Annotated in this window: 21 protein-coding genes; 9 read left to right on the top strand and 12 right to left on the bottom strand. The window is 68.2% G+C overall.

The window, feature by feature from the left end:
• Window position 1: 1 nt before the first annotated feature.
• The 7 genes from gyrA to dnaA form a co-directional block, all read right to left on the bottom strand.
• Complete coding sequence (gene gyrA / locus OF819_RS12695) at window positions 2–2683, bottom strand: DNA gyrase subunit A (protein WP_267243576.1); 2682 nt, start codon at window positions 2681–2683, stop codon at window positions 2–4.
• A gap of 42 nt (window positions 2684–2725) precedes the next feature.
• Window positions 2726–4801: a DNA topoisomerase (ATP-hydrolyzing) subunit B gene (gene gyrB, locus OF819_RS12690; protein ID WP_323748920.1), complete on the bottom strand. Its 2076-nt coding sequence runs from the start codon at window positions 4799–4801 to the stop codon at window positions 2726–2728.
• Window positions 4802–5231: 430 nt separating this feature from the next.
• Window positions 5232–5879 (bottom strand): DUF721 domain-containing protein, encoded by a 648-nt coding sequence (locus OF819_RS12685; protein ID WP_267243575.1) that lies wholly within the window; start codon window positions 5877–5879, stop codon window positions 5232–5234.
• The gene (gene recF / locus OF819_RS12680) at window positions 5876–7027 is read right to left on the bottom strand and encodes a DNA replication/repair protein RecF (RefSeq protein WP_267243574.1); all 1152 of its coding nucleotides are present in this window, start codon (window positions 7025–7027) and stop codon (window positions 5876–5878) included. Before recF ends, OF819_RS12685 begins: the two co-directional genes overlap by 4 nt.
• 107 nt (window positions 7028–7134) lie before the next feature.
• On the bottom strand, window positions 7135–8028 hold the full coding sequence (gene gnd / locus OF819_RS12675) for a phosphogluconate dehydrogenase (NAD(+)-dependent, decarboxylating) (protein WP_267243573.1): 894 nt from the start codon (window positions 8026–8028) through the stop codon (window positions 7135–7137).
• A gap of 101 nt (window positions 8029–8129) precedes the next feature.
• The gene (gene dnaN, locus OF819_RS12670) at window positions 8130–9260 is read right to left on the bottom strand and encodes a DNA polymerase III subunit beta (RefSeq protein ID WP_267243572.1); all 1131 of its coding nucleotides are present in this window, start codon (window positions 9258–9260) and stop codon (window positions 8130–8132) included.
• A 1036-nt stretch (window positions 9261–10296) separates the two neighbouring features.
• Window positions 10297–12150, bottom strand: a complete 1854-nt coding sequence (gene dnaA, locus OF819_RS12665) for a chromosomal replication initiator protein DnaA (protein ID WP_267243571.1) — start codon at window positions 12148–12150, stop codon at window positions 10297–10299.
• A 384-nt stretch (window positions 12151–12534) separates the two neighbouring features.
• Here dnaA and rpmH point away from each other — a divergent pair, with 384 nt between their 5' ends.
• The 9 genes from rpmH (at window position 12535) to OF819_RS12620 (ending at window position 19413) form a co-directional block, all read left to right on the top strand.
• Window positions 12535–12672: a 50S ribosomal protein L34 gene (gene rpmH, locus OF819_RS12660; protein ID WP_006141295.1), complete on the top strand. Its 138-nt coding sequence runs from the start codon at window positions 12535–12537 to the stop codon at window positions 12670–12672.
• Between the two features lie 19 nt (window positions 12673–12691).
• Window positions 12692–13063 carry a ribonuclease P protein component gene (rnpA, locus tag OF819_RS12655; protein ID WP_267243570.1) on the top strand — a complete coding sequence of 124 codons (372 nt, stop codon included), beginning with the start codon at window positions 12692–12694 and terminating at the stop codon, window positions 13061–13063.
• A complete protein-coding gene (gene yidD / locus OF819_RS12650; RefSeq protein ID WP_267243569.1) occupies window positions 13060–13392 on the top strand; it encodes a membrane protein insertion efficiency factor YidD in 333 nt (110 codons plus the stop codon). The genes rnpA and yidD overlap by 4 nt, the downstream gene beginning before the upstream one ends.
• A gap of 3 nt (window positions 13393–13395) precedes the next feature.
• Window positions 13396–14643 (top strand): membrane protein insertase YidC, encoded by a 1248-nt coding sequence (yidC, locus tag OF819_RS12645; RefSeq protein WP_267243568.1) that lies wholly within the window; start codon window positions 13396–13398, stop codon window positions 14641–14643.
• A gap of 17 nt (window positions 14644–14660) precedes the next feature.
• Complete coding sequence (locus OF819_RS12640; protein WP_267243567.1) at window positions 14661–15173, top strand: protein jag; 513 nt, start codon at window positions 14661–14663, stop codon at window positions 15171–15173.
• A 113-nt stretch (window positions 15174–15286) separates the two neighbouring features.
• On the top strand, window positions 15287–16003 hold the full coding sequence (gene rsmG / locus OF819_RS12635) for a 16S rRNA (guanine(527)-N(7))-methyltransferase RsmG (RefSeq protein WP_267243566.1): 717 nt from the start codon (window positions 15287–15289) through the stop codon (window positions 16001–16003).
• A gap of 324 nt (window positions 16004–16327) precedes the next feature.
• Window positions 16328–17407 carry a ParA family protein gene (locus tag OF819_RS12630; protein WP_267243565.1) on the top strand — a complete coding sequence of 360 codons (1080 nt, stop codon included), beginning with the start codon at window positions 16328–16330 and terminating at the stop codon, window positions 17405–17407.
• Window positions 17404–18492, top strand: coding sequence for a ParB/RepB/Spo0J family partition protein (locus OF819_RS12625; protein ID WP_267243564.1), 1089 nt, complete (start codon window positions 17404–17406; stop codon window positions 18490–18492). The genes OF819_RS12630 and OF819_RS12625 overlap by 4 nt, the downstream gene beginning before the upstream one ends.
• A 303-nt stretch (window positions 18493–18795) precedes the next feature.
• Window positions 18796–19413, top strand: a complete 618-nt coding sequence (locus OF819_RS12620) for a GNAT family N-acetyltransferase (protein WP_267243563.1) — start codon at window positions 18796–18798, stop codon at window positions 19411–19413.
• A gap of 115 nt (window positions 19414–19528) precedes the next feature.
• On the opposite strand, the gene trxA is transcribed toward OF819_RS12620, so the two are convergent.
• The 5 genes from trxA to OF819_RS12595 form a co-directional block, all read right to left on the bottom strand.
• Complete coding sequence (gene trxA / locus OF819_RS12615) at window positions 19529–19861, bottom strand: thioredoxin (protein ID WP_267243562.1); 333 nt, start codon at window positions 19859–19861, stop codon at window positions 19529–19531.
• Between the two features lie 49 nt (window positions 19862–19910).
• Complete coding sequence (gene trxB / locus OF819_RS12610; protein WP_267243561.1) at window positions 19911–20885, bottom strand: thioredoxin-disulfide reductase; 975 nt, start codon at window positions 20883–20885, stop codon at window positions 19911–19913.
• Between the two features lie 138 nt (window positions 20886–21023).
• Window positions 21024–21941: a hypothetical protein gene (locus OF819_RS12605; RefSeq protein WP_267243560.1), complete on the bottom strand. Its 918-nt coding sequence runs from the start codon at window positions 21939–21941 to the stop codon at window positions 21024–21026.
• Window positions 21938–22651: an RNA polymerase sigma factor SigM gene (gene sigM / locus OF819_RS12600; protein ID WP_267243559.1), complete on the bottom strand. Its 714-nt coding sequence runs from the start codon at window positions 22649–22651 to the stop codon at window positions 21938–21940. The genes OF819_RS12605 and sigM overlap by 4 nt, the downstream gene beginning before the upstream one ends.
• A gap of 24 nt (window positions 22652–22675) precedes the next feature.
• Entirely contained in the window at window positions 22676–24379 is a 1704-nt protein-coding gene (locus tag OF819_RS12595; RefSeq protein ID WP_267243558.1) for a protein kinase family protein, read from the bottom strand.
• Window positions 24380–24510: the final 131 nt, after the last annotated feature.

The raw sequence follows: 24510 nt of genomic DNA, 5'->3' as shown, positions 1-24510 counted from the left end.
TCTACTCCTCGTGCTCCCCTGCCGAGGGCTGTGCGCCCTCGGCTGCGACTGCGTCAGTCACCGCCGTATCAGCGGCCTCCGTGGCCTCCGCGGGCTCTTCGACCCCGGCGGCCTCGTCGACCTCTTCGGCCTCACGGCCGGCCTCGGCATTGCGCGCGATGCCGACGACGGCGTCCCGCTTGCCCAGGTTGATCAGTTGGACGCCCATGGTGTCACGGCCCGTCTCCCTGACTTCGTTGACTCGCGTGCGAATCACACCGCCGCCGAGCGTGATGGCGAGGATCTCATCCGCCTCCTCGACCACCAGCGCGCCCACGAGCGAACCGCGGTCCTCCACGATCTTGGCGGCCTTGATGCCGAGGCCGCCGCGGCCCTGGACGCGATACTCGTCGACGGCGGTCCGCTTCGCGTACCCGCCATCGGTAGCGGTGAAGACGAACGTACCGGGCCGGACGACATTCATCGAGAGGAGTTCGTCTCCTTCCCGGAAACTCATCCCCTTCACACCGGACGTCGCCCGTCCCATCGGCCGCAGCGCCTCGTCCGTCGCCGTGAAGCGGATCGACTGAGCCTTCTTGCTGATGAGCAGCAGATCGTCTTCGGCGGACACCAGCTCGGCGCCGATCAGCTCGTCATCACGGCCATCCTCCATCTCCCGGAGGTTGATCGCGATGACGCCACCCGAACGGGGAGAGTCGTAGTCCTTCAGGGGCGTCTTCTTCACCAGGCCGGCCTTGGTGGCGAGCACCAGATACGGCGCGGCCTCATAGTCGCGGATCGCCAGGATCTCGGCGATCTGCTCGTCCGGCTGGAAGGCCAGCAGATTGGCCACATGCTGGCCGCGCGAGTCCCGGCCGGCGTCCGGCAGCTCATAGGCCTTGGCGCGGTAGACCCGGCCCTTGTTGGTGAAGAACAGCAGCCAGTGGTGGGTGGTGGAGACGAAGAAGTGGTCGACGATGTCGTCTTCCTTGAGCTTGGCGCCCCGTACGCCCTTGCCGCCGCGCTTCTGCGAGCGGTAGTCGTCCGTCTTCGTACGCTTCACATAGCCGCCGCGCGTGATCGTGACGACGATGTCCTCTTCGGCGATCAGGTCCTCGATGGACATGTCGCCCTCGAAGGGCACCAGCTTGGAGCGCCGGTCGTCGCCGTACTTCTCGACGAGGACGGCCAGCTCCTCGCTGACGATCTGCCGCTGCTTCTCGGGGGAGGCGAGGATCGCGTTGTACTCGCTGATCTTCGCCTGGAGCTCATCGTGCTCCGCGACGATCTTCTGCCGCTCCAGGGCGGCCAGCCTGCGCAGCTGCATCTCCAGGATCGCGTTCGCCTGGATCTCGTCGATCGTCAGCAGGCCCATCAGGCCCTCGCGTGCGATCTCGACGGTCTCGCTGCGCCGGATCAGCGCGATGACCTCGTCGATGGCGTCCAGCGCCTTGAGCAGGCCGCGCAGGATGTGCGCCCGCTCCTCCGCCTTGCGCAGCCGGAAGCGGGTGCGGCGGACGACGACCTCGATCTGGTGGGTCACCCAGTGGCGGATAAACGCGTCCAGCGACAGCGTCCGCGGCACTCCGTCGACCAGCGCCAGCATATTGGCGCCGAAGTTGGTCTGCAGGTCGGTGTGCTTGTAGAGGTTGTTGAGGACGACCTTGGCGACCGCGTCCCGCTTGAGCACGATGACAAGGCGCTGGCCGGTGCGCGAGGAGGTCTCGTCGCGTACGTCGGCGATGCCGCCGATCTTGCCGTCCTTCACCAGGTCGGCGATCTTCTGTGCGAGGTTGTCCGGGTTGACCTGGTACGGCAGCTCCGTGACCACCAGGCACTGGCGGTTCTGGATCTCCTCGACCTCGACGACGGCGCGCATGGTGATGGAGCCGCGGCCGGTGCGGTACGCCTCCTCGATGCCCTTGCGGCCCACGACCAGCGCGCCGGTCGGGAAGTCCGGGCCCTTGATGCGCTCGATGAGGGCGTCGAGCAGCTCGTCGTGCGAGGCCTCCGGGTGCTCCAGCGCCCACTGGCACCCGGCCGCGACCTCGCGCAGATTGTGCGGCGGGATATTGGTCGCCATGCCGACCGCGATGCCGGCGCTGCCGTTGACCAGCAGGTTCGGGAAGCGGGACGGCAGGACCGTGGGCTCCTGGCTGCGGCCGTCGTAGTTGTCCTGGAAGTCGACGGTCTCCTCGTCGATGTCCCGGAGCATCTCCATGGACAGCGGCGCCATCTTGCACTCGGTGTAGCGCATGGCGGCGGCCGGGTCATTGCCCGGGGAGCCGAAGTTTCCGTTGGAGTCCACCAGCGGCATACGCATCGACCACGGCTGGGCGAGGCGCACCAGCGCGTCATAGATCGAGGTGTCGCCGTGCGGGTGGTAGTTGCCCATGACGTCGCCGACGACGCGGGCGCACTTGTAGAAGCCCTTCTCGGGGCGGTACCCGCCGTCGTACATCGCGTACAGCACACGACGGTGGACGGGCTTGAGGCCGTCCCGTACGTCAGGCAGCGCACGCGAGACGATGACGGACATCGCGTAGTCGAGATACGAGCGCTGCATCTCGGTCTCAAGCCCGACGGGCTCGATCCGCATCTCCGGGCCTTCGTCGGCCCCGGCGGCGTCGGTCGTGACAGGAGTCCCGGGGGCCCCAGGAGTCTTAGGGGTCACAGAAGTCTCAGGGATGTTCTCGTCGGCCATTGCTGGTCTTCAGTCCTTTCGTGCGGTCAGCGACAGACCGACTCAGATGTCGAGGAAGCGGACGTCCTTGGCGTTGCGCTGGATGAACGAGCGGCGTGCCTCGACGTCCTCGCCCATCAGCACCGAGAACAGATCGTCGGCCTGGGCCGCGTCGTCCAGCGTCACCTGGCCGAGCACCCGGTGCTCGACGTCCATGGTGGTGACGCGCAGCTCCTCGGCGTTCATCTCGCCCAGACCCTTGAAGCGCTGGACCGAGTCGTCCTTGATCCGCTTGCCGTTCTGCTTGCCCAGCTCGATCAGGGCGTCGCGCTCACGGTCCGAGTAGGCGTACTCGACCTCGTCCCGGCCCCACTTGATCTTGTAGAGCGGCGGGCGGGACAGAAAGACATGACCCGCCTCGACCAGCGGCCGCATAAAGCGGAACAGGAAGGTCAGCAGCAGGGTGTTGATGTGCTGGCCGTCGACGTCGGCGTCCGCCATCAGGATGATCTTGTGATAGCGGAGCTTGTCGATGTCGAAGTCCTCGTGGACTCCGGTGCCGAAGGCCGAGATCAGCGCCTGGACCTCGGTGTTCTGCAGAATCTTGTCGATCCGCGCCTTCTCGACGTTCAGGATCTTGCCGCGGATCGGCAGGATCGCCTGGTACATCGGGTTGCGTCCGGACTTCGCCGAGCCGCCGGCGGAGTCACCCTCGACGATGAAGATCTCGCACTTGGTCGGGTCGTTCGACTGGCAGTCGGAGAGCTTGCCCGGCAGAGAGGCGCTCTCCAGCAGGCCCTTGCGGCGGGTCAGATCGCGCGCCTTGCGGGCCGCGACCCGCGCGGTCTGCGCTTGGATCGCCTTGCGGACGATGTCCGCGGCCTCGTTGGGGTTGCGGTCGAACCAGTCGGTGAGGTGCTCGTGCACCACCTTCTGGACGAAGGTCTTCGCCTCCGTGTTGCCCAGCTTGGTCTTCGTCTGGCCCTCGAACTGCGGCTCGCCCAGCTTGATCGAGATGATCGCGGTCAGGCCCTCGCGGATGTCCTCGCCGGAGAGGTTGTCGTCCTTCTCCCGCAGCAGCTTCCTGTCGCGGGCGTACCGGTTGACCAGACCGGTCAGCGCCGCCCTGAAACCCTCCTCGTGCGTGCCGCCCTCATGGGTGTGGATCGTGTTGGCGAACGAGTACACGCCCTCCGTGTACTGCGAGTTCCACTGCATCGCGATCTCGACCGAGAGCATCCGCTCCTTGTCCTCGGCCTCGACGTCGATCACGGTGGGGTGGACCAGCTCCCCCTTGCGGGAGTTGAGGTACTTCACGAAGTCGACGATGCCGCCCTCGTAGTAGTACTTCACCGTGCGCGCCTGCTCGGCCTCCGCCTCCTCGGCGGTGTCCGCGCCGGCCGTGGCCTTCGCCGACTCGCGCTCGTCGGTCAGCGTCAGAGTCAGGCCCTTGTTGAGGAAGGCCATCTCCTGGAAGCGGCGCGAGAGCGTCTCGAAGGAGTAGTCGGTCGTCTCGAAGATGTCGCCGTCGGCCCAGAAGGTGACGGTGGTGCCGGTCTCCTCGGTCTCCTCGTTGCGCAGCAGCGGGGCGGTGGGCACGCCGAGCTTGTAGTCCTGCGTCCAGCGGTAGCCGTCCCGCTTGACCTCGACCGCGACCTTGGAGGAGAGCGCGTTGACGACGGAGACGCCGACGCCGTGCAGACCGCCGGAGACCGAGTAGCCGCCGCCGCCGAACTTGCCGCCCGCGTGCAGCACGGTGAGCACGACCTCGACGGCCGGCTTGTTCTCCGACGGGACGATGTCCACCGGGATGCCCCGGCCGTTGTCGACCACGCGGACGCCGCCGTCCGGAAGGATCGTCACCTCGATGGTGTCGGCGTGGCCGGCCATCGCCTCGTCGACGGAGTTGTCGACGACCTCCTGCACAAGGTGGTGCAGGCCGCGCTCACCGGTCGAGCCGATGTACATGCCGGGGCGCTTGCGGACCGCGTCCAGACCCTCGAGGACGGTGATCGCGCTGGCGTCGTACGTGGTGGCGGTGACCTCGGGGGCCTCGGCGTTCACGCTGGCAGCGGTGGTCGGAATGTTCTCGTTGAGGTTGCCGGAATCGGCCACGAAGCGCCCTTTCTGGCACAGCACAGGCCGTTCTCCGGGCAAGCGGGAGCGGCTGCGTCGTTCAGTGTTGGTTCGACGTAGGTACGCCGTTGTCTCGACGTGTCCCGCGGCACCGCGGGATTGTGGACCAGTCTACCGGTAGCGCCGACATGAATGGGGGTTTGCCGGTAGCTGAGTCCGCATGTGCCGCCCTGAACACCAAGCGTCCGAATCCCCATATCGGGGGTGGGGCTCCGAGAGGCTCACACGGGCGTTGAGCGCCTCGCCCTGTCAGGGCCCGGCTACGTTCCGGGACCCCCGGAGCCAGCGATACCGCCCGGGGGTATCGGTGGGGTGTTCCAGGGGCACGGAGCGCGCGGTAACCGCCGGTAAGTAACCGCGGGCAGGGAAGGATCGGCAGGGAGCAGTCGGTACGGAGCCGAGAGGCCGGCAGCCGTACGTCCGCTTCAAACCGTCAGCCGTATGTGTCGCCCGGGCCGCGGCTGCCCGGCGCGCGCAGAGGGCCGGGCGACCACCGGGGGCCGCCCGGGCCCAGGACCTTGATCAACCGGACCGTCCCCTGCCCCAGGTCCTCGTTCAGCCGGGCGACCAGCCTCGGTGCGAGCAGCCGCAGCTGCGTCGCCCACACCGTCGAGTCGCACTGCACCGTCAGCACGCGCTCCGCCGGATCGTCGTCGTACCTCAGCGGCACACAGTGCTTCGCCAGGTCCTCGCCCACGATCTGCGGCCAGCGGCCCATCACGCCGCCCACGGCGGCCGGCGTCTCCCAGCCCCGCTCGGTGATAAGCCGGTTGATCGCCGCGCCCAGCGGCAGCGGATCGCGCCCGTCCGCCCGCGCCCCGGAGCGCAGCCCGCCGCCGCGCCGCGCCTGCTTCTTCTGCTGGGCGGCCGCGCCCCGCGCCTTCGCCTGCTCCTTCGCCGCCCGCAGGGCGACCCGCGCCAGATCGACGCCCGACGGCTCGGGGACCCCCGACGGCCCAGGGACCCCTGATGCTCCGGCAGCACCGGGCGTCCCCGGCACACCCGGCACACCAGGGGTGCCCGGGGCACCCGGCAGCCCCGACGCCCCAGGTGCATCGCCCGCCGGACCGGCCCCGCTCATACCCGTACCACCGAACCGTTCTCGACCGCGTACCGCGCCCCCGCCAGCACCCCCGGCACATCGTCGCCGACCGCCGCCGTCACCAGCACCTGCTCGCCCTGCGCGACCGACTCGGCCAGCCGCTCCCGCCGCCGCGCGTCCAGCTCCGCGAAGACGTCGTCGAGCACCAGCACCGGCTCATTGCCCTCCGCGCGCAGCAGGTCGTACGACGCGAGCCGCAGCGCCAGGGCGTACGACCAGCACTCCCCGTGGCTCGCGTATCCCTTCGCCGGCAGCTGCCCCAGCTTGAGCAGCAGATCGTCCCGATGCGGGCCGACCAGCGTCACACCGCGCTCGATCTCCTGCTTGCGGACCTCCGCCAGGGCTTCGAGGAGCTGCCCGTACAGCCCCTGCCGGTCCTGCGCACCGCCCGGCGCGGAGCAGCGGTACTCCAGGGCCACCGGGCCGCCGCCCGGCGCGAGCTGCTCATAGGCCTTGTCCGCCAGCGGCTGCAGGACCGCGATCAGGTCCATCCGCTGCGCGAGCAGCTCCGCGCCCGTCCGAGCCAGATGCTGGTCCCATACGTCCAGGGTGGACAGGTCCGCGCCCGCGGACTTCGTCCCGGGAGGCGCCCCTGCCCGGCCGCCGTGCCGCCGGGCCATGGCCGCGGACTTCAGGAGAGTGTTGCGCTGCTTGAGCACCCGGTCGTAATCGGACCGCACCCCCGCCATCCGCGGCGAGCGCGCGGTGATCAGCTCGTCCAGGAACCGCCGCCGCTCTCCGGGATCGCCCTTGACCAGCGCGAGGTCCTCCGGCGCGAACAGCACCGTCCGTACGATCCCGAGGACATCACGCGGTCTGACCTGCGACGACCTATTGATTCTGGCCCGGTTCGCCTTTCCCGGGTTGAGTTCCAGCTCGATCAGCTGGGAGCGGTCGCCCTGGGTCACCGCCGCCCGGATGACCGCCCGCTCGGCTCCCATCCGCACCAGCGGAGCGTCCGAGGCGACCCGGTGGCTTGAGAGGGTCGCGAGATAGCCGACCGCCTCGACCAGATTCGTCTTGCCCTGTCCGTTTTCGCCCACGAACGCGGTGACGCCCGGGTCGAGCGGGACCTCGACCCGGGCGTAGGAGCGGAAGTCGGCCAGCGACAGATGCGTCACGTGCATGGATGTACGCCGACCTCCCCCGGCTCAGAGTCGTCCGGCACCGCGTGCCTGTTTGCCACTTCGTGTTCTGCGCGTTTCTGCCTTTTCTACGCGCTTTCTACGCTCTTCTACGCGCTCTGCTCGTTCTGCGCGTTCTCGACCGCGTGGCCGCCGAACTGGTTCCGCAGCGCCGCGATCATCTTCATCTGCGGAGAGTCGTCCTGCCGGGACGAGAACCGCGCGAACAGAGACGCCGTGATCGCGGGCAGCGGCACCGCGTGATCGATGGCGGCTTCCACAGTCCACCGGCCCTCGCCGGAGTCCTGTGCATAACCGCGCAGCTTGTCCAGGTGCTCGTCGTCGTCGAGGGCGTTGACCGCCAGGTCGAGCAGCCAGGAGCGGATGACCGTGCCCTGCTGCCAGGAGCGGAAGACCTCGCGCACATCGGTGACGGAGTCGGCCTTCTCCAGCAGCTCCCAGCCCTCGGCGTACGCCTGCATCATCGCGTACTCGATGCCGTTGTGGACCATCTTCGCGAAGTGGCCGGCGCCGACCTTGCCCGCGTGGACCGAGCCGAAGTCGCCCTCGGGCTTGAGCGCGTCGAAGACCGGCTGCACCCGGGCGACGTTCTCCGCGGTGCCGCCGTACATCAGCGCATAGCCGTTCTCCAGGCCCCAGACGCCGCCGGAGACACCGCAGTCGACAAAGCCGATGCCCTTGGCGGCGAGCTCCTCGGCATGCTTCTCGTCGTCCGTCCAGCGGGAGTTTCCGCCGTCCACCACCACATCGCCGGGCTCAAGCAGCTCGGCGAGCTCGTCAATCGTGGACTGCGTCGGGGCGCCGGCCGGGACCATCACCCACACGACCCGCGGGCCCTGGAGAGACTCCACAAGCTCCTTGAGGCTGTGGACATCCGCGAGGTCCGGGTTGCGGTCGTATCCGATGACGGTGTGGCCTGCGCGGCGGATGCGCTCGCGCATATTGCCGCCCATTTTGCCGAGGCCGACGAGACCGAGCTCCATCAGAGATTCCTTTTGCGTTGTGTGCAGTTTCGTACCCGCGTCCGAGCCTACGCCCGGCCGCGGGTGCACACCTGCCGGTCAGCCGCTCGTCCGCCGCACCGTCAGCCGCTCAGGCGCACCGGCATGATTAGGTACTTGTACGCCTCGTCCGCCTCCGCGTCCACGGCCGGCTTGCCGCTGAGCAGCGCGGGCTTGGTGGAGGTGGTGAACGAGAGCTGGGCGACCGGGGAGTCGATGGCGCTCAGTCCGTCGAGCAGGAAGGTCGGGTTGAAGGCGATCGAGATGTCGTCGCCCTCCAGCTGTGCGTCGACGCGCTCCACAGCCTGTGCGTCGTCGCTGGAGCCGGCCTCCAGGATCAGGACGCCCTGCTCGAAGCTCAGCCGCACCGGGGTGTTCCGCTCGGCGACCAGCGCCACACGCTTGACGGCCTCCACGAACGGCGCGGTCTCGATCACCGCGACCGAGTTGAACTCCGTCGGGAAGAGGGTGCGGTACTTCGGCAGATCGCCTTCGAGCAGCCGGGTGGTGGTGCGCCGGCCGGCGCCCTCGAAACCGATCAGCCCCTCACCGGCGCCGGAGCCGGCCAGCGCCAGCGTCACGGTGTCGCCGTTGGTCAGTGCCTTGGCGGTGTCCAGCAGGGTCTTCGCGGGGACCAGTGCGACGGCGGAGGTGTCCGGGTTCTCCGGCTTCCAGAGGAACTCGCGGACCGCGAAGCGGTAGCGGTCGGTGGAGGCCAGCGTGACCGTGTCGCCCTCGATCTCGATGCGGACGCCGGTCAGCACGGGCAGGGTGTCGTCACGGCCGGCGGCGATGGCCACCTGGGAGACGGCGGAGGCGAAGACCTCGCCGGGGACGGTGCCGGTCGCGGTGGGCATCTGCGGCAGCGCCGGGTACTCCTCCACAGGAAGGGTGTGGAGTGTGAACCGCGAGGAGCCGCAGACGACGGTGACGCGCACGCCGTCCGTGGAGATCTCCACAGGGCGGTTGGGAAGCGCACGGCAGATGTCTGCGAGGAGCCGGCCGGAGACGAGGACCGTGCCGTCGTCCTCCACCTCGGCCTCCACCGACACCCGGGCCGAGACCTCGTAGTCGAAGCTTGAGAAGCTGAGGGCGCCGTCCTCCGCCTTCAGAAGAAGGCCCGCGAGAACGGGCGCCGGCGGACGGGCCGGGAGGCTGCGGGCCACCCAGGCCACCGCCTCCGCGAGTACATCGCGCTCCACCCGGATCTTCACCGGAACCGCCTCCTGCTGCTGTTGCTGGCTCTCGCCCTACTGGTCTTCGTCAGGTCGTCAGGTCCAGATCGTCGTCGCACTGGCCTGTTGCCGGGTCCCAGTCTGACGCACACCACCGACAGCCGGTGCCGGTCGGGGTCAAGTCGAGCCGAACGGCGTCGTGCGCCGCGGCCTCGAGTTGTGCACAGGCCCCGCTTCGAAACGGATTCGCCGCTAACTCTATGTGGCAGTGGTAGTAGGGCCTGTGGAAACCGTGGATAACGTCGTATGCCCAGGTCAGACCGGATTTTTTATCCACGGGGCCTGTGGGTGGGGCCGGTGGAAAACCGGTGCCCTCTGTGGACGCGCGAAAGTTCTGCACAGGCGATGCACAGCCCATGGGGAGTTCTCCCCAGTGCTGTCCCCAGCTTTACCCAGGTTCCCCACAGCCCAACCCAGCGGCTTGGTGTGACGGCTTTCACCCGCACCAGTGAGACCGGGCGTTTCCTTGCCGAACAGTGGACAGGGGTGTGGAGAAGCTGTGGGCAACCCGGCTCAGCCTGTGGGCCGCCGGTGGACAACGCTGATCACAGCCTGTGGACGGAGTGTGTGTCCACAGGCTGTGGAGTACGGTCAGCCACAATTCCACAGCCGTCTGACCTGGAAGGATCATCTCTCGGGAGGTCCGGCTGTGGATGCCGTCTGGACAACTCACAGGTCCCCAGGCTGTGGACGGAAGATTCTCCCCGAATCTGTGGAGAACAGGCCATGACCGGCAGGTATTCGAACAGAGGACACGGGGAGCCGGGCGGGGCACGCGTACCACCTGGGGTATACGCGCCGGGGTGCGCGCGCCGGACACGCGTACCGAAACGGGCTTCCGGGGACGGCACAGGGCGCTCCGGGGAGTCGTCCCGGAGCGCCCTGGAAGCGCGGGAGCGGCGCGCGCCGATCGTGCGGCAGGCGGCCAGCAGCCGTGCGGCGGCTGTGCGGCAGACGGGCAGTAGCCGCACGGCTGCTGTGCGGCAGACGGGCAGCAGCCGTGCGGAGCCCGGCGTCAGCCGTTCTTGATGCGGTTGGTCAGCTCGGTGACCTGGTTGTAGATCGAGCGCCGCTCCGCCATCAGCGCACGGATCTTCCGGTCCGCGTGCATCACGGTCGTGTGGTCGCGGCCGCCGAACTGCGCGCCGATCTTGGGCAGGGAGAGATCCGTGAGCTCACGGCAGAGATACATGGCGATCTGCCGGGCAGTGACCAGCACCCGGCTGCGCGATGAGCCGCACAGGTCCTCCACCGTGAGGCCGAAGTAGTCTGCCGTCGCCGCCATGATCGCGCCCGCGGTGATCTCGGGGGCGGCGTCCTCGCCGCCGGGGATCAGATCCTTCAGCACGATCTCGGTGAGCCCCAGGTCCACCGGCTGCCGGTTGAGCGAGGCGAACGCCGTCACCCGGATCAGCGCGCCCTCCAGCTCGCGGATGTTGCGCGAGATCCGGGAGGCGATGAACTCCAGTACCTCCGGCGGGGCGTTGAGCTGTTCCTGCACCGCCTTCTTCCGCAGGATCGCGATGCGCGTCTCCAGCTCAGGCGGCTGGACGTCGGTGGTCAGACCCCACTCGAAACGGTTCCTCAGCCGGTCCTCCAGCGTCATCAGCTGCTTGGGCGGCCGGTCGGAGGAGAGCACGATCTGCTTGTTGGCGTTGTGGAGCGTGTTGAAGGTGTGGAAGAACTCCTCCTGCGTCGACTCCTTGCTGGCCAGGAACTGGATGTCGTCGACGAGCAGGATGTCCACATCGCGGTAGCGCTTGCGGAAGGCGTCGCCCTTGCCGTCGCGGATGGAGTTGATGAACTCGTTGGTGAACTCCTCGGAGCTCACATACCGCACCCGGGTGCCCGGGTAGAGGCTGCGCGCATAGTGGCCGATGGCGTGCAGCAGATGCGTTTTGCCCAGCCCCGACTCCCCATAGATGAAAAGGGGGTTGTACGCCTTCGCCGGGGCCTCGGCGACCGCGACGGCCGCGGCGTGCGCGAACCGGTTGGACGCGCCGATCACAAAGGTGTCGAAGAGGTACTTCGGATTCAGCCGGGCGTGTGGCTCGCCGGGTCCCGGGGCCGGTGCGGGCTGGGCGCCCAGCGGCCCGGGAGCCCCGGAGGGCACGCCTCCGGGGCCCCGGTGCGGACCCGGCCGCTCGGGCAGGTCGCGGCGGTCGCCGCGCTGCGGCTCATACGGCCGGCCATCCGGCGGCTGCGGGCTCCGGTAGTCGTGCGGGGACTGGTGCGAACGGGATCCGCCGTAGGGCTCATGCCACTGGCCGGCGGAGTGGTCGCGCTCCTGGAAGCCTCCGAGGCGCGGCTGCTGCCACGACAGCTCTTCCTGGGTGCGCGGCCAGGCGCCGGGCTCCGGGCGCTGCTGGTGATATTCGGGGTAGGCGGGGCGGGCCGTGGGCAGTCCGTCGTCGCCCGGCTGCTGGCCGTAGCTCTCGTACGGGGCGCCGCGCTCCGCCCGCCGGGGTTCGTCATGGCGCAGCTCATCGTGATGCAGCTCGTCCTGGCGGGGGTCGTCATGCTGCGCGCCCGGATAGCGGGGCGTCTCGCGCTGCTGCTGTGCCGCGGGCGGCTGCGCGGCCGTGCTCCCGCCGCCCACGGTGTCGTCGACCGTGATCGCGATCCGGATCGGGCGGCCGCACTCACGGCTGAGCGTCTCGCTGATCAGCGGGGCGAGCCTGCCTTCCAGGACCCGCTTGCCCCACTCGTTGGGGACGGCCAGCAGCGCCGTGTCGGCCACCAGTGCGAGTGGCTGGCAGCGCTCGATCCACTGCTTGTCCTTGGGCTCGATGCCCTGCTGGCCCTCGGCGAGGAGCTGCTCCAGCACCCGTGGCCACACTGCGGCAAGATCGGCAGGTACGTCAGCCACAAGGCACGCTCTCTCGCAGGTCCCACGAATGTGTGGTTCTCGGGACGGGATGGGAAGACAGGCAGGAAAGGAATCGGAGTTCAGCCACGGTAGTCAGGGCGACCCACGCGGTTCAAGTTGTTGTCCACAGGCTGTGCACAGTGGGCCGGGGCATGGGGCTGGTTTGACCGGATGGCGTAGCCGCGCGTACCGTAACCAGGTCGAGTTGTCGATGGCTGCTGCCGCCTGCCTCCGATGGGCAAGGATCACGGAGATCTCATCACGGAGATCACTTTCTGTGGTTGTGAAAGCGGTGCACTCGGGCGTAATCGCGAGCTACTCGTGGGCGCACGGTGACAGCCAGGCGATAGTCCGCCACCAACGATTCATTTCTGGAGCCCCCGAGTGAGCAAGCGCACCTTCCAGCCGAACAACCGTCGTCGCGCGAAGACCCACGGCTTCCGGCTGCGTATGCGTACCCGCGCCGGCCGTGCGATCCTCGCGTCCCGCCGCAGCAAGGGTCGCACCCGCCTGTCCGCCTGATTCGCGTACAGGTCATGACGTGCTGCCTTCCGAGAATCGGCTGAGGCGGCGCGAAGACTTCGCGACCGCGGTACGCCGGGGACGCCGGGCCGGACGCCCGCTTCTCGTCGTCCATCTACGCAGCGGTGCCACGGACCCGCACGCGCCTGGGGAGAGCGCTCCCCCGACGCGTGCGGGTTTCGTCGTGAGCAAGGCCGTCGGCGGGGCGGTGGTGCGGAACAGGGTCAAGCGCAGACTGCGGCACCTGGTACGCGACCGGCTGGCCGAGCTTCCCCCCGGTAGCCTGGTTGTGGTACGGGCGCTGCCCGGTGCGGGCGACGCCGACTCAGCACAGCTGGCCCGAGACCTGGACGCCGCGTTGACGCGGCTGCTGGGAGGGGGCGCGCGATGAAGTACCCGCTGCTGGCTCTGATCAAGCTGTACCAGTGGACGATCAGCCCGCTGCTGGGGCCTGTCTGCCGGTACTACCCGTCGTGTTCGCACTACGGATACACGGCCATCGACCGGCACGGTGCGGTCAAGGGCACGGCCCTGACCGCCTGGCGGATTCTGCGGTGCAACCCGTGGTCGCCGGGCGGAGTGGACTATGTACCGGAGCGCAAGCGTCCGCGATGGCACGAAATGCTGCGTGACGCCTTGCGCGGCAATGGCAGCAAGGGCGGGCGGAACCCTGAGACCAGCCCGGCCGCAGAGACCTCGCCCCATGCTCAAGGAGCCTGATTAGTGGACACGATTGCCAGTCTCTTCAGCTTTATCACCACGCCCGTCTCCTGGATCATCGTCCAGTTCCACTCACTGTATGGGGCGATCTTCGGCCCCGACACGGGCTGGGCCTGGGGGCTGTCCATCGTGTCGCTGGTGGTCGTCATCCGGATCTGTCTGATCCCGCTCTTTGTGAAGCAGATCAAGGCGACCCGGAACATGCAGGCGCTCCAGCCGAAGATGAAGGCGATCCAGGAGCGCTACAAGAACGACAAGCAGCGCCAGTCCGAAGAGATGATGAAGCTGTACAAGGAGACGGGCACCAACCCGCTCTCCTCGTGCCTTCCCATCCTGGCGCAGTCGCCGTTCTTCTTCGCGCTCTACCATGTGCTGAGCAAGATCGCCTCGGGTGACGAGATCGGCGTTCTCAACCAGAGCCTCGTGGACAGCGCCCGGCAGGCCCATATCTTCGGGGCGCCGATCGCGGCCAAGTTCACCGACAGCCCCGAGAAGGTCGAGGCGCTCAACGCCTCCCTGACCGACGTCCGCATCGTCACCGCAGTGATGATCATCCTGATGTCGGCGTCGCAGTTCTACACGCAGCGCCAGCTGATGCAGAAGAACGTCGACCTCACGGTCAAGACGCCGTTTATGCAGCAGCAGAAGATGCTGATGTACATCTTCCCGGTGATCTTCGCCGTGCTGGGCATCAACTTCCCCGTCGGTGTTCTTATCTACTGGCTGACCACCAACGTGTGGACCATGGGCCAGCAGATGTACGTGATCAACCAGAACCCGACTCCGGGCAGCAAGGCCCAGGACCACTACCTCCAGCGTCTGCTGAAGAGCATCACCTCCCACGGCCAGGTCCGCTCAAGGCGCAAGCGCGGTGTCATCCAGGCGATCGTCGCCAAGGGCCCGGACCGCAATGACAACGAGCGCCGCTTTATCACCGGGCTGGCCAAGGCAGGCTTCGCCGCCCAGGCGGACGGAACCGTGGCCAAGAGCGAGACGGCGCTGCTTGAGGCCGAGGGCGGCGGCAGCGCACACAAGCGGCAGCAGCCGAAGCGCCAGAGCAAGTCCCGGCGCCAGTCCACAAGCGCCCAGTCGAGCACGCCGAAGAGCACTCCGAGCTCCGGGGCCGAGCGCGCCAGGGCCGGTCAGCAGAAGTCGGGTGAGTCGAAGTCCGACCAGGCCAAGTCGGGGCAGCCCAAGGCCGGGCAGCGGAAGGGCCCGCAGCGGCCCAAGCACCCCTCGTCCAAGAAGTAACCAGAAGGAGTCCATCCGTGACGGAAGGCACCATCTCCGCCGCCGCCGAGGGTGGCGACACCCTGACCCGCCTTGAGCAGGAGGGGGAGATCGCGGCTGACTACCTCGAGGGCCTGCTCGATATCGCCGATCTCGACGGCGATATCGACATGGACGTCGAGGCGGACCGCGCCTCGGTCTCGATCATCAGCGACGGGGGCAGCCGGGACCTGCAGAAGCTGGTCGGGCGTGACGGCGAGGTCCTGGAGGCTCTGCAGGAGCTGACGCGACTGGCCGTGCACCGGGAGACCGGGGACCGCAGCCGGCTGATGCTTGATATCGCTGGCTTCCGCGCCAAGAAGCGCGAGGAGCTGGCCAAGCTGGGCGCGAAGGCCGCTGAAGAGGTGAAGAGCACCGGCAAGCCGGTCCAGCTCGACCCGATGACGCCCTTCGAGCGCAAGGTCGTGCACGACGCGGTCGCGGCCGCGGGTCTGCGCAGCGAGTCCGAGGGCGAGGAGCCGCAGCGCTTCGTCGTTGTGCTCCCTGCCTGACCTCCACCGTTGTCCCGGCCCCGTCTGTTCGCAGGCGGGGTCGGTCTTTGTCAGCCTGATAGTCAGCCGCCACGGTCCACGATGCGGCATGCAGTACGGAAGGACGGTCCCCCGTGACGGAGGCAGCAGAGCTTCCCCAGGCGCCTGAAGCTGCGAGGACGGTTTTCGGTGAGTTCTTCCCGGAGGCTGTGCGCTATGCGGAGCTGCTCGCGGACGCAGGGGTCAAGCGCGGACTCATCGGCCCGCGCGAGGTGCCGCGGCTGTGGGAGCGGCATCTGCTGAACTGCGCCGTGCTCTCAGAAGTGGTGCCGGAAGGCGTCACGGTCTGTGACGTCGGCTCGGGCGCCGGGCTGCCGGGGATTCCGCTGGCGCTGGTACGACCGGACCTCAAGATCACCCTGCTGGAGCCGCTGCTGCGGCGCACGACGTTCCTCCAGGAAGTCGTGGAACTGCTGGGCCTGGATCATGTCACGGTGGTCCGGGGCCGGGCCGAGGAGATGCTGGGCAAGCTGCCGCAGGTCCATGTGGTCACCGCCCGGGCGGTGGCGCCGCTGGACCGGCTGGCCGGCTGGGGCGTTCCGCTCCTGCGCCCCTACGGCGAGATGCTGGCACTCAAGGGCGACACCGCCGAGGAAGAGCTTCGGGGGGCCCGTGCCGCCCTGAGCAAGCTCGGTGTGGTCGACACCTCGGTGATCCAGGTAGGTGAGGGGATTGTGGATCCGCTCTCCACCGTCGTACGGGTAGAGGTGGGAGAGAGCCCCGGCGGCATCCGCTTCGCCACCAAGCGGGCCAAGGCCAACCGGCCGAGCCGCTCACGCCGGCGGCGCTGATGCCCACCCTGCGGCGGGCCATGGTTCCCGAAGCCCGATCGCTTGTCCGGGCTGTATCGCCTGTCCGAGTTGTACTGAGTATTAACAATGCTCCATACAAGCTGCCATACGTATCCATTTCGGAGTGTCGACCAGGCGTGACCGTGCGGCATGTGCATCGTGTTTCACGTGAAACGTCGCTCGCTGCTGCAGGGAATCATCAGCCGCGGTCGCGCCGCCGCGCCGATGCGTGACCGTAGGCCCCTCTTGAGGGCTACAGAGTTGTCCACAGAGGTGGATTCATCCACAGAACCACCGGCCTCGCTGGTTCACGACCCCGAAAGCATGGCAGGCTCTGTTCATCGCGAGCCTGAAGCCGAGGAGAGTGAATCCTTGCGGTCCGACGCCAACATCGCGGGACCGATGACCGATCCGGTCCCCGGTCCCCGTACCGAGTCCGCCGGGGAGGATGTTTCACGTGAAACACCGCCTCCTCCACTGGATGACACCCCCATCGGCCGTGCTGCCCAGCTGGCCGTGGAGGCGCTGGGGCGCGCCGGTGAGGGGCTGCCGCGACCTCAGCAGACGCGCATCATGGTCGTTGCCAACCAGAAGGGCGGCGTGGGCAAGACCACGACCACGGTCAATCTCGCTGCGTCATTGGCTCTGCATGGTGCGCGTGTCCTGGTGATCGACCTGGACCCGCAGGGCAATGCCTCCACGGCGCTGGGGATCGATCATCACGCTGAGGTTCCCTCGATCTATGACGTCCTGGTGGAGAGCAAGCCGCTCTCCGATGTGGTCCAGCCGGTCCCGGACGTCGAAGGCCTCTTCTGTGCCCCTGCCACCATCGATCTCGCCGGTGCGGAGATCGAGCTGGTGTCCCTGGTGGCGCGGGAGAGCAGGCTCCAGCGGGCCATCCAGGCGTATGAGCAGCCGCTGGATTACATCCTCATCGACTGTCCCCCGTCCCTCGGGCTGCTCACGGTCAATGCGCTGGTGGCCGGGGCCGAGGTGCTGATCCCGATTCAGTGCGAGTACTACGCACTTGAGGGGCTGGGGCAGTTGCTGCGGAATGTGGACCTGGTGCGCGGCCACCTCAATCCGGCTCTGCATGTGTCGACGATTCTGCTCACGATGTATGACGGCAGAACGCGCCTGGCTTCTCAGGTGGCGGAGGAGGTGCGCGGCCACTTCGGAGACGAGGTGCTGCGGACCAGCATCCCGCGGTCGGTACGGATCTCCGAAGCTCCCAGCTATGGCCAGACCGTGCTGACCTATGACCCCGGGTCCAGCGGGTCGCTGTCGTATCTTGAGGCTGCCCGTGAGATCGCCCTGCGAGGGGTCGGGGTGCACTACGACCCGCAGCATGCCCATGCGGTCGGCCGGAACAGCCAGCACAGTGTGTCGGAAGGGATCCAGTGAGCGAGCGACGTAGAGGACTGGGGCGTGGGCTCGGTGCGCTGATCCCCGCTGCTCCTCAGGAGAAGCAGACGCCGACGTCCGGCGCGTCCGTCTCCCCCGGAGCCATTCCGATGCTGAGCACGGAGCGCGGGGTGGCGGCAGCCAAGGTGGCGACGCTGCCCGCCGCACCCGGGGTGCCGGATGCCGTATCCACACCGGAGCCCGCAGAGATTCCGGTGGAGCCAGCCGGGGCGCACTTCGCCGAGCTGCCCCTCGACTCCATCACTCCCAACCCTCGTCAGCCGCGTGAGGTCTTCGATGAGGACGCTCTTGCGGAGCTGGTCACCTCCATCAAGGAAGTGGGGCTCCTCCAGCCCATCGTCGTACGGCGGTTGGGACCGGAGCGGTATGAACTCATCATGGGTGAGCGCCGCTGGCGGGCCTGCCGCGAAGCCGGTCTGGAGCAGATTCCGGCGATCATCCGCGCGACGGAGGACGAAAAGCTCCTTCTCGACGCCCTGCTGGAGAATCTGCACCGGGCTCAGCTGAACCCGCTGGAAGAGGCCGCCGCCTATGACCAGCTGCTGAAGGACTTCAACTGCACGCATGACCAGCTTGCGGACAGGATCGGCCGCTCGCGTCCACAGGTCTCCAATACGCTGAGGCTGCTGCGTCTTTCACCGCCCGTGCAGCGCAGGGTCGCTGCCGGAGTGCTGTCCGCCGGACATGCGCGGGCGCTTCTCTCAGTGGAGGACTCGGAGGAGCAGGACCGGCTGGCTCACAGGATCGTGGCCGAAGGGCTCTCGGTGCGCGCGGTCGAGGAGATCGTGACGCTGATCAACTCAAGCCCCAAGAGCCCGGCCAAGCCGAAGAGCCCACGTGCGGGAACCCGGGTTTCGCCGGCGCTCACCGATCTGGCCTCCCGGCTCTCTGACCGGTTTGAGACCAGAGTGAAAGTCGACTTGGGCCAGAAGAAGGGAAAGATCGTCGTCGAGTTCGCTTCGATGGACGATCTTGAGCGGATCCTCACCACCCTCGCCCCCGGCGAGGGGCGGGTGCTGCAGCAGGGGCTGAGTGAGGAGCCGGCCGAGGGCGACGAGCACTGAGTGCGTCCGACCGCCTCAAGGGCGGGCGGCGTCCGGCAGATGCCGAACGCCGCCCGCCCTTTGCTCTGTCCGGTATCCGTGTCGGGGCTGGGTGGATACGATGCGTTCTGGTACGGCGCATCCACCTTGATCCGCCTCAGAGAGAGGGCAAGGGCCAATGCGATCGGTGAGCCGCAGCCAGTGGGTGACAGCGGGCTTGGGACTGGGTGCAGTCGGAGGGTTCATCAGCAGCCTCCTCAGAGAGAGGCATGCGCTGGCAGCCGCTCGCGACGCGGCAGGCGAGGGAAGTGAGGAGCAGCCTCGATGGGGCGTCGACTCGTACCGCTCACACTGGACAACCTTGCGGACCTTCCCAAGCGGTGCCGCGCGTGTGTCTTCTGGGAGCTTGATCCGGTCAGCGGAGAGGCCGCGGTAAAGGCCGGGACTCCCGACCTTGAGAAAGAGGCATGGATCTCGGCCGTCCTGCTGGAGTGGGGCTCCTGCGGCCGCGTCGTGTATGTCGACGAGGTTCCGGTGGGCTATGTGCTCTATGCCCCTCCCGCGTATGTCCCGCGCTCCATGGCGTTCCCCACCAGTCCCGTCTCCCAGGATGCGGTGCAGTTGATGACCGCATGGGTCATGCCGGGGTATCAGGGTCAGGGGCTTGGCCGGGTGATCGTGCAGACCGTCGCCAAGGATCTGCTGCGCCGTGGCTTCCGGGCGATAGAGGCCTTTGCCGATGCTCGCTGGAAGGAACCGGCATGTGTGCTGCCCGCGGAGCATCTGCTGGCGGTCGGCTTCAAGACCGTACGGCCCCATCCGGCCTACCCCCGGCTGAGACTGGAACTGCGGACCACTCTCTCCTGGAAGGAAGATGTGGAGCTGGCACTGGATCGGCTGCTGGGGGCCGTTCAGAAAGAGCCGGCGCTACGGCCGCTCTGAGTTCCGTACAGAGGAGTTCCGCGCATATGAAGGGGCTCATCCCTGACAGGGATGAGCCCCTTCATGTTTCACGTGAAACAGTCAGCTTGGACTTGCTGCTGCCTTCTCCGCCGTCTTACTCGGCGATGAAGTCCGCGAGGTCGCGCTCCAGGGCCGCCTTCGGCTTGGCGCCGACGATGGTGTGGACGACCTCGCCACCCTTGTAGACATTCAGCGTCGGGATGGACATCACGCCGTACTTGGCAGCGGTACCCGGGTTCTGATCGATGTTGAGCTTCACAATCTCGATCTTGTCGCCATGCTCCGCCGCGATGGCCTCGAGAGAAGGCGCGATCTGGCGGCACGGGCCGCACCACTCGGCCCAGAAGTCCACAAGCACGGGCTTGTCGCTCTTGAGGACCTTCTCCTCGAAGTCGCTGTCGGTCACATGAGATACGGCGCCGGCCACGGCGGCCTCCTTATGTTGCGGGGTGTGAGGGGGTGGGGGTTCGGAGGATTCAGACCGCGGAGGTCTTCTCCGGCTCGGCGACCTGCTCGCCGTCGGCCAGTGCAGCCAGGTACCGCTCGGCGTCGAGGGCGGCGGAGCAGCCCGTGCCGGCGGCGGTGATGGCCTGACGGTAGGTGTGGTCGACGACGTCGCCGGCGGCGAAGACACCGGCGACGTTGGTGCGGGTGGACGGGGCATTGACCTTCAGATAGCCCTCGTCGTCGAGTTCGAGCTGGCCCTTGAACAGCTCGGTGCGCGGGTCGTGGCCCACGGCGATGAACAGTCCGGTGACGGGCAGGGACGAGGTCTCGCCGGTCTTGGTGTTGCGCAGGGTCAGCCCGGTGAGCTTCTGGTCGCCGTGGATCTCGGCGACCTCACTGTCCCAGGCGAAGGAGATCTTCGGGTCGGCGAAGGCGCGTTCCTGCATGGCCTTGGAGGCGCGCAGGGTGTCGCGGCGGTGGACGACGGTGACGGACTTCGCAAAGCGGGAGAGGAAGGTGGCTTCCTCCATGGCGGTGTCACCGCCGCCGACCACGGCGATGTCCTGGTCCTTGAAGAAGAACCCGTCGCAGGTCGCACACCAGGAGACGCCGCGCCCGGAGAGCGTGTCCTCGTTGGGCAGACCGAGCTTGCGGTGCTGCGAGCCGGTGGCGACGATCACGGTCTTGGCGCGGTGAACGGTGCCGGCGGTGTCGGTGACCGTCTTGATGTCACCGGAGAGATCGACGGACACGACATCGTCGGGAACAAGCTCGGCGCCGAAGCGCTCGGCCTGCGCCCGCATATTGTCCATCAGGTCGGGGCCCATGATGCCGTCGCGAAAACCGGGGAAGTTTTCCACATCGGTCGTGTTCATCAGTGCGCCACCGGCGGTGACAGCGCCTTCGAACACCAGCGGCTTCAATGATGCGCGCGCGGTGTAGAGCGCGGCCGTGTAGCCCGCCGGCCCGGAACCGATAATGATCACCTTGCGGACGTCGCTCACGGGTTTCTTCCTCGTCTCTGCAGACTGCTTACTACCTACGGGGGGCGGGACATCAACTGTCACCCCACCCAACGGATCCTACGGGCCCCGCATTCCCGGGGTGTCGGAGCGGCATGACGGCAGAACGCGCAGGGTGTCTCAGCCTCGGGCGTAAACGGTGGTGAGCAGCACTTTGCCCGTTCCCGCGGGGGCGGCGGTCACACAGGAGGCGTCCACCACAAACGCCTGCACCTGCTGTGCATCGCGTGGATGCGGCATCACCACGAGATAGGCGGCCGTTCCCTCATACTCGCCCTGTTCAAAGGCGAGGGGCGCTTCAGCCCGCCCTGTGCCCTTCTGGATGCACGGCGGTACGGCCTCCGGGGTGAGCTTGGGGGACACCGAGCCTTCCTGGCGCTCCACGGAGGGGCCCTTGTCGATCCTCGGCTCTGCCTCTGCGGGGCGACTGGCGAGCAGGGAGCGGACCCGGTTCTGGAGCGCCGTGCCGGAGAATTCGTGCTCGTTCCCCGCTGCCGCGCTGACAGCCGTGCCTTCTTTGCCGGACTCGCCGCCGGACGTGCCCAGCGCCTGAAACAGCAGGGCGCCCATCCCTACGGCTGCCGCACTGATCACGGCGGCCGTGAGGACCCTGCGCCGGCGTGAGGAGAAGCGACGGGCACGCCCCGGTCCTGTGGCGGCGCCGGGGCGCCCGGCAGGCCGGTCAGGGGCACGGAGCGGAGAGGGGGCGGACGAGACGACCTCGACGTGGAGCGGAGCGGGCGATGTTTCACGTGAAACATGGACGCCGTCCGCCGGGGCGGTGGAGTCCAGCAGGGCCTCGGCGGCCAGAGCGGCGTCGATCCGCTCTGCGATATCCGCCGGCATACGCTGTGCCCCGGGCAGTGTGCCGAGGAGCTCACGGATCTCATCGAGCGAGGCCCGGACATCGGCGCACAGCGGGCAGCCGTCGAGGTGCCGCCGTAGATCGGCCATACGCGTCGGGGGCAGCAGGCCCTCGGTGAGGTCGGAGATCTCCGAGACGTCCGGGTGCTGCGTCGTGTCGGCCGTGGATGTCACGCGCGTCCACCTCCGCCCTTCACGGCTGCAGGGTCGCCTGGCCCTGTCTCCCTTTGTCCCGACGCCGGTGGGACGGATGTCCCCGGCGTCCGGTTCCTTCCCCCGCTGATGGCTGTGTTACCCCCGTCGTCACCTCCGTCACCGCGCAGATGAGTGAGCATGGGCAGCAGCCGCGCCCTGCCACGGGCACAACGGCTCTTGACGGTGCCGACAGGTATGTCGAGCGCCTCTGAGGCCTCGGCGACCGAATAGCCCTGCATATCGACCAGCACCAGCGCGGCACGCTGGTCGACGGGGAGCCTGGCCAGCGCGGCGAGCAGCTGGCGGTGGAGATCCTGCCGCTCGGCGGGCGCCTCGGCCGACTCGTGCGGCTCCAGCAGCTGCTCCAGGCGCTCGGTGTCGTCGACCGGAGACGTCTTGCGGGAGGCTGCCTTGCGGACGCGATCGAGGCAGGCGTTCACCGTGATGCGATGCAGCCAGGTCGTGACGGCTGACTGGCCGCGGAACGTATGGGCCGCCCGGAAAGCGGAGACCAGGGCGTCCTGGACCGCGTCGGCGGCCTCCTCCCTGTCCCCCAGGGTGCGCAGGGCGACGGCCCAGAGCCGGTCCCGATGCCGCCGCACCAGCTCTCCGAAGGCATCCGGGTCACCCGCGACATGGCGAGCGAGAAGCTCCTGGTCGCTGGTGTCGCCGAGTCTCGCATCGTCCAACGGTGAGCCCCCTCCCCTGGTGTCTCAGCTCGTGATCTTGATCTCCGAGAGCTTGCCGCGGAAGCCGCCGCCACTCGATGGGAGCTCGGTCAGCCATACCAGAACGTACCGGGTCTGCACCGTCTCACCGGGCTTCAGGGAGAGGCTTGTGCCGCTGCCTTCGGCGACCTTGGTGAAGGCCTCGTATCCGGTTGGAGCGGCGGAGGCGTCCGCGGGCGCGGTCCGCAGCTCCACCGAGGTGTCGCCGCCGAGGAAGGTGAGATCCACCGACCCGACCCGCTGGACCTTGCCCAGGTCGAGGACGATGCCCACGCCCGGCTTGAGCCCGCCGAGATCGGCGCGGAAGTAGTTGTCCGTCGGCCAGTAGGTGCTCGGGTCGCCGTCGTAGCTGTTCTTGACGTCGGCGGGCTTCTCCGAGCCGTTTCCGAGGGGGTCAAAGTCATGAGCGTCGACGATCGCGATGGGCTTGCCCGGCTCCGGCTCTGACTCCGGGTTCTTTTCCTCGGGCTCCGGCTGGGAGGTGCCGGGGTCGGCGGGAGATGTGTCGCGATCGAGGAGCTTGTCGGCGACCTGCCAGCTGCCCAGGCCGAGAGCGGCGATGAGGAGGGCCGACACCGTCCACTTCAGCGCCCGTCCGGCCCGGCTCTGCAGGGGCGGGGGCGGAGTGCTGAGGGGCTGGGGCGCCGTGGGCGGCTGGTGCGCTGCAGGACGGCCGTAGGCGCCTCGCTGGTAGGTGGTGCGCTGGTAGTCGGGCGGGGAGGCGAATGCGGGCTCCGGCGGACGGATCCGCGGCATCGCCGAGACGGCCTTGACCAGCTCCTCGGGTGTGGTGCACGGCGGCTCCTGGCGGGAGGCCGTCGCCCCGTCGTTGACCAGTGCGCGCATGGCAAGCTCGGACAGGCCCCGGTGGACTCCTGCGCGGACTTGGTCCGGGGCGATGAGCCCGACGCCCTTGGGCAGCCCCGACAGCCCGTATGCGTCGCTCTCGTAGGGCCACCGCTGGGTCAGCGCGGCATACAGCAGCGCCCCGATCGCCTCGGTGTCGGTGCGCTGTGGACGGTCGGCGGTGATGCCGCGCAGCGCGGCGTTCACCGCGAGCCCGCGGATGCGGTACTGACCGGTCGACGTCCGCAGCACCGCGCCCGGTGTGAGCCGCAGATGGGCGAGCCCTTCGCGATGGGCCGCGGCCATGGCCTGGGAGACCTGTTCGACGAGCTGATAGGCGTCGTGCGGCTCCAGCGGGCCGGACGCGAGCAGTGCGGTCAGCTCCGTCGCGTCGGGCAGCCACTCATGCACGACGTAGACGAGATCGTTCTCCTCGACCGCGTCCAGGACCTGAACGAAGCGCGGGTCGCCGAGCAGCGCGGCGGAGCGGGCCGCGGCCAGCACCGAGCGGGCCCGGGGGTGGTCCGCGGGAAGCAGATGGACGCCGACGGCCCGGCGGAGCTTTTCGTCGACGGCGCGCCAACTGCTGAAACCGTCCAGACGGGTGACACACTCCTCAAGGCGGTAGCGCCTGGCCAGCTTGTGACCGCTGTGGAGCTCGGGCGCGGCGGTCGAGGACTCAGCCCCCGCCCGCTCGCCTCTTTCGCCGGGCGCGGCGCTGCTCTCGGCAGAGGTCTGGGATCCAGCCGCCCCGTCGGCCGTGGCCTTGCCCGCCTGGGCGGTCAGCGGTTCGTCTCCGCTGTTGTCGGCCACGTCGACGGCAGCCGTGCTACGTTCCGCCACCGTCGTTCCTGCCTCCCCATCCGATGCGCCTTGTCCGACAGCCAAGCCAATTGTGCCCACAGTCCGGCGCTATGCACGACACACGGCGTCCGGCGATGGTTGTGCGGGAGGGCCTTTCCGGGCCCGGCCCG

Source organism: Streptomyces sp. PR69 (genome assembly GCF_026420845.1).
In the GTDB taxonomy this organism is placed as follows: Bacteria; Actinomycetota; Actinomycetes; order Streptomycetales; family Streptomycetaceae; genus Streptomyces.
This window is presented reverse-complemented; position numbering and strand designations above follow the sequence as displayed.